General features: G+C 72.4%; 5 protein-coding genes. All 5 read right to left on the bottom strand.

The genetic code is table 11. From position 1 onward, the window contains the following. A partial coding sequence (locus Q8Q85_01030) for a PIG-L family deacetylase (protein MDP3772830.1) occupies positions 1–2,169 on the bottom strand: 2,169 nt, incomplete at its 3' end. Positions 2,170–2,258: 89 nt separating this feature from the next. Further along, positions 2,259–3,368, bottom strand: a complete 1,110-nt coding sequence (locus Q8Q85_01025) for a hypothetical protein (protein MDP3772829.1) — start codon at positions 3,366–3,368, stop codon at positions 2,259–2,261. Next, positions 3,365–4,120, bottom strand: a complete 756-nt coding sequence (locus Q8Q85_01020) for a hypothetical protein (GenBank protein MDP3772828.1) — start codon at positions 4,118–4,120, stop codon at positions 3,365–3,367. The genes Q8Q85_01025 and Q8Q85_01020 overlap by 4 nt, the downstream gene beginning before the upstream one ends. Continuing rightward, positions 4,117–4,689: an isoamylase early set domain-containing protein gene (locus Q8Q85_01015; GenBank protein MDP3772827.1), complete on the bottom strand. Its 573-nt coding sequence runs from the start codon at positions 4,687–4,689 to the stop codon at positions 4,117–4,119. Before Q8Q85_01015 ends, Q8Q85_01020 begins: the two co-directional genes overlap by 4 nt. After that, the gene (locus tag Q8Q85_01010) at positions 4,686–5,216 is read right to left on the bottom strand and encodes an RNA polymerase sigma factor (GenBank protein MDP3772826.1); all 531 of its coding nucleotides are present in this window, start codon (positions 5,214–5,216) and stop codon (positions 4,686–4,688) included. Before Q8Q85_01010 ends, Q8Q85_01015 begins: the two co-directional genes overlap by 4 nt. Positions 5,217–5,425: the final 209 nt, after the last annotated feature.

The raw sequence follows: 5,425 nt of genomic DNA, 5'->3' as shown, positions 1-5,425 counted from the left end.
GAAGCCGCCGCGCACGAACTGGTACTGCTGGTACTGAACGATGAGGCGGCCGCCGCCACGGACGTAGTCGAGCAGCCGGCCGTTGTTCGCGACCAGTCCCGAGTCGGTCTCGTAGGCGCGACTCCCGATCACGATGACGTCGTAGGCGGAGAGGTCGCCGCGCTCGAGGTCGGTCGCGCCGAGCACGGCAACGGGCAGTCCCACGGAGGTGAGCAGCTCGGGCACGACATCCGCGGCGCCGCGCACATAGCCCACGCGCCGCGCGCTCGGCAGCGTGAGGCTGGCCGCCGCGACCCGCACCGTGGCGCTCGTGACGTATGCGACCGGACGGATGTGGGGGTATTCCACGACCACGGATGCGTGGTCGTCGCGTCGTCCTCCAGCCATTGCGACCGCGTGGATCGCGTACTCACCCGGCGCGAGGTTGCGCGGGGCCCGTACCTCGAAGGTGAAGCTGCGCCGCGTGTCCTCCCCCTCCAGAACGAATCGCCGCGCCGGAACGTCGGGCCAGCCGCCGGGCAGCTCGAGCCGGACCTCGCCCTCGGTTCGGCCGCGCGCGCCGTGGACCAGCTCGACGGTGACGCTACGCGTACCGGCCGCGGGAACGGGCCACACCAGCACTTCCGGTGTCACGCTCACGCCCACCGTGGGCACTACCACAACGGGCTTGCGGACCTCGCCGCGAGCCTGGTCGTTGTAGCGCTGGCTGATCTCGCGGCGGAGGGTGATCGGCGTGCCGTTCACGTCGAGCGTGACCCGGACCATGAGAAGCGGCGGATCGAACGGCTCTCCGCGCAGCGAGTCGGGCGCGGCGGACCAGTCGTACAACGCGCCAACCCTAGGTCGCGCGAGGAAGTAGGGCGTGGAAGGATCGGCCGAGGCCGGAGCTGTCACGGTGAAGCGGCGCGTCTCGACTCCGCTGGTCGCCGTGAACGCGGCACGGATCGGGTCCTCGCCACTAGCGGCGGCCGGCGCTTGGGCCTGCGCCACGCTCCAGCCCTGCGGCGCCTCTATCTCCGCTTCGCGAACGGAGACCGCGGCCCGCCCCGCATTCCAAGTGCTCACCGACGCGTTCAGCGCCTGCTCCGGCGCGACTCGCCCGTCATCGGCCACCGCGTCCACGACCACCCCGGCGGCATTGGCGATCGCCTCCTCGAGCAGCGGCTCCTTCCCGCGCCGGAAGTCGGCCGGGCCGGCCCGCCTCAGCTCGGCCAGCGCGCGCAACAGAAGTGTCGTCACCCGCTCCGTCGTCCTCGGACCCAAGAGGGTACGGGCCGAGTCGATCAGCATCGCGTAGCGGCTGAGGCCGGGCGCGAGCGAGGTGTCGATCCCGCGGAACAGCGCGTCCCCCGGCGCACGGGAGGCCGTACCCGCAAGCGCGGCGGGGCCGGGCGCCGGCTGGATGAGCGCCAGGCGGATCGTCGAAGTGCCGAGCCGCTGGAGCTGCCCCATGTCCTGCGAGCGGTGGAGGCTCCGTCCCGCCATGGCAAGCTGGAGATAAGAGCGCCCCTCGACTGGATCCAGCTGGCCCGACGCGATGCGGAGAGTGGCCGCCGCGGTGTCGAAGCGGGCGCTGCCGTAGAGCTTCTTCGGGCCCCAGACCGAGTCACGGAGCAGCTCGAATGCTCGCCGCGCCACGACGCCGGACATCTGGTGCTGGCCGTGACCGTCGCGCGGGGTGCCGCCGAAGACGGCGACGATGGCCTGCGGCCGGAACCGCCGGATCACGCGCATCACGTCGGCGAGGATCGTGTCCGGGGGCCAGAAGCGCGAGGTCTCGTCGAGCGATTTCGAGAACCCGAAGTCGAAGCCACGGGTGAAGAACTGGTGAGCGCCGTCGAGCGAGCGCGCGGCGAGCAGCTCACCCGAACGGATGAGCCCGAGCGCATCTCCCAGCTCGGGACCGATGAGGTTCTGACCTCCCTCGCCGCGCGACAGCGACAAGTACGCGGCATCCACGCCCAAGCCGCGAGAGAGCAACGTGAGCAGCTCGGTGTCCTCGTCGTCGGGGTGTGCGGCGATGATGAGGACGCGCTTGTTCTGGTTGAGCAGGCCGAGGGCATGGTCGAGCGCGGCGATGCCGCCGGTGGACGGCGGGGCGAGCTGCTGCGCGACTGCGCAGGGCGCGAGCGTGACGAGAGCGACGGCGACGGCGACGAACCGGCGCATGGGGTCCTTTCAGCTTGAACGGCTTGGTTGCGGCTAGGAAGCTAACAGGAGTGCGGTAAGGGAGATAACCCCTTACGCGCGCGGCGCGACTACCGGCGGACGCTTCCGACGACGAGGAGCCCCACCGAGCCGCCGAAGCCGTCCGGCAAATTCGGCACGCCCGTCGGGACAACCCACCGCTCGCCATCCACCACGAGCGAGAAGCGGTACGCACCGGGGCTGAGAGGAAGGACTGCCTGCCAGGCGCCCCGGCCGAGCGGCGTGAGGACGACCGGCGTCCAGGCGTTCCACTCGCCGGCGATCGCGACATCGGTCGCATCCGACATCAGGAAGGTCACGCGCGCCTCGCGCTCAGCGAGCGGCTCCACCCGCACCCTTCGCTCGGCGTTAGGCTGCGGGACACCGGAACGCGCCCGTCCCGCGAAGCCGCCCACCGACCCGCCGACCCGCATCCCCAGGCTCACGAAGACGCCGCTCGTGAATCCCGTCACGTCGCGCGGGTACGTGCCCCCGGCCGCCTCGAGCGTTACGAGTGGCGTGACGCGGAGGTCGGCCTCGGTCTGCACCCACGGGTTGCCGGAAAGGTCGCCGGCGCGCGCTCCGACCAGCGCGGCGACGCCGAACGCCGGGTTCCTGAAACCGATGCCTAACGTGGCGTCCGCGAAGCGCACCGCTCCGGCCCGCGTCCCGGCGACCCCGGCGTCGAGCGCGATCGAGCCGAGATCACGGCGGACCACCAGGGAAGCACCGAGCCTGGTGTCGGACGATTCGTCGATGCGCCGAAGGCCTCCGGCCGTCAGGCTCGCCGCGGCCAGCCACCGGCCCACCGGCACGGCGACCACCGGCCCCGCCGACGCCGTGCCGCTCCACGAGCCGCCGGTCAGGTAGTCGCCGTAAACGTCCGCCTGGACCCCGAGGCCCAGCCCTGAGCCCATCGAGCGCACGCCGAGCGCGGTCCCGCTGAACTGGGTAGTCCAGGCGCCGGAAGTGAAGCGCGTGTAGTTGCCGTCGAACGCTGCTCGGAGGTTGGGTGTCTCCCACGCGAGACGGCCGGCCAACGCGCCGGCCGATCCGGTGAGGGTGTCCGCGTAGCGGGCGCGAACTCCGCCCAGGCGCAGCGAGAGATCCTGCGCCGCGAGGGGCCCGCCGACCGCGACGAGCAGGGCGGTCGCGGCGACGAGGTGCGCGCGGTGGCTCACCGGCCTCCCCGCACCGTCAGGGCCGCGGGGGGGGGGCGGTGCATCCCGCCGCCATCGCGGGGATTACGCGGGCGCACCGGCCCGGGAGGCACATCGGGCGGCCGGACACCCATGCCCCGTCCTGGCCGCGGCCGCTGGTGCGGCCCGCCTCCTCGCATCATCTCGCGACCGACGTCGGCGGGAGTCATCCCCTGCGCCTGCATCGCCCGCGCCACCGACGGCATGTCGAGTATCTGCGCGATGGGGCGCCCTGCCCGCAGCGCGTCCACGACCACCGCGACCGCCTGCTCGCTCGCGAGCCCCTCGGCGACGAGCGCCGCCGCAACGTTGAGTCCTGGCGCGGCGGCGGCGGGCGTCTGGGCCGCGCGCACCACTTCGCCGATCTGCGCCTGCCCTATCCCCCGCCCCATCGCCTCCGCCGCGGCCGCTACGACCTCGCCGGGCGGCGATGCCAGTCCCGCCGCGCGCACCGCCTCACGCGCGTCGCCGAGGCGCGCCGACAGCGCCTGCACCGCGCCCAGGATGCGCGCGTCCGGCACGTGTTTCGACCAACCCTCGATGGCCTTGTCGGCGAGCGGCCCTGTGGGCACGCCCCGCGCGGCCGCTTCCGCGGCGATCGCGGCCACCTGGCCGGTCAGCTCCGGAGGCAGCCCCCGCGCGAGGAGCTGCGCGCGAACATCGGCCTCCTGGGCCGCCGCCAGTGCCGGCAGAAGCGCCAGCAGCACCACCGCTGTCATGCGACTCGCGTTCATGATCTCACCAACCCTCTGGGACCTACCACGATCACGCTGTTCGCGCCGCCGAAGCCGTCGTCCACCTGGGCGTGGGCGGATGGGTCCGGCAGCCACCGCGCGCCGTCCACGACGAACTGGTAGCGGTGCTCGCCCACGGGCAGCGGCACCGTGATCGACCACCAGCCGTCCCGGCCCAAAACCATGGGCTGCGCCTCCGGGCGCCAGTCGTTGAACGAACCAGCGACGGCGACTACCCTCGCCCCCGGCGCGGCCAGCTGGAAATGAACGAACACGGTGTCCGCCAAGGCGGCGGCGCGCGCGCCGGCGAGCGGATCCGGCGCCACCGGCGCCGGGCCCCGGCCCGCGATCCATATCGTGAACGCCGCCGCGGCCGCGAGCACCGGTGCCCAGATGGGCCGCACCTTGAGCGACTGCGGCTCGACCAGCCAGCGCCATCCGGCGCGCCGGCGCGCCGGCGTGGCTCGGGCGCGCACCGCGGCCATCACCGCGTCATCGAGCCCGGCGTCCAGTGACGGCAGGCTCTCCTGGTAGGCGCGAACCGCTTCGAGCAGCCGGTCGTCGTTCATCGCAGCGCCTCCATCATGCTCCGCATCGCGTCACGCGCCCGGTGTACCCGCATCTTGAGCGCATCCACCCCCACGCCGAGCAGTTCTTCCATCTCCTCGTACGAACGCCCGTCCACGTGCTTCATCACGAACGCCTCTCGCTGCTCGGGCGTGAGCCGGGCAAGCGCCGCCTCGATGGCCAAGCCCAACTCGTTCCGCTCCAGGGCGTCGTCCGCACGCTCCCGGGCCGGTGGATCGAGTGCTTCGACGTCCGCGCTGGGCCTCCGCCGCTGGACCGCGTCGTGGCACTGGTTCGTGAGGATGCGGAAGAACCAGGCCCCGAACTTCTCGGGATCGCGACAGCTCGCGAGCGAGTCGAACGCGCGGATGAACGACTCCTGGACCGCGTCGGCCGCCGCATCACCATCACCGACGAGCGAGACGGCGTACCGCCCGAACTCCATGCGGTACCGCTCGACGAGGATCCGATAGGATTCCACGTCCCCAGCCAGCACCCGTCGCACCACCGCTCCATCGCTCGGCTCCACGCTCCCTGCCCTTAGAGACTTGGGGTCCGTTCCGAAAGTAACGGGGGTCGACCGCGCGCGCGTTACCTTCCGCGGAGCTGGGCGGTCTGGTAGGTGACGTCCGGCACGCCGCCGGGCACCGACGAGGCCACCCTCGGCCTTCGGACTCTGACTGGGAGACTGTCATGCCGGTCCTGAACCACAGGCGTGCCGCTGTCGCCGCCGTCCTG

The sequence above is a fragment of the Gemmatimonadales bacterium genome, assembly GCA_030697825.1.
In the GTDB taxonomy this organism is placed as follows: Bacteria; Gemmatimonadota; Gemmatimonadetes; order Gemmatimonadales; family JACORV01; genus JACORV01.
This window is presented reverse-complemented; position numbering and strand designations above follow the sequence as displayed.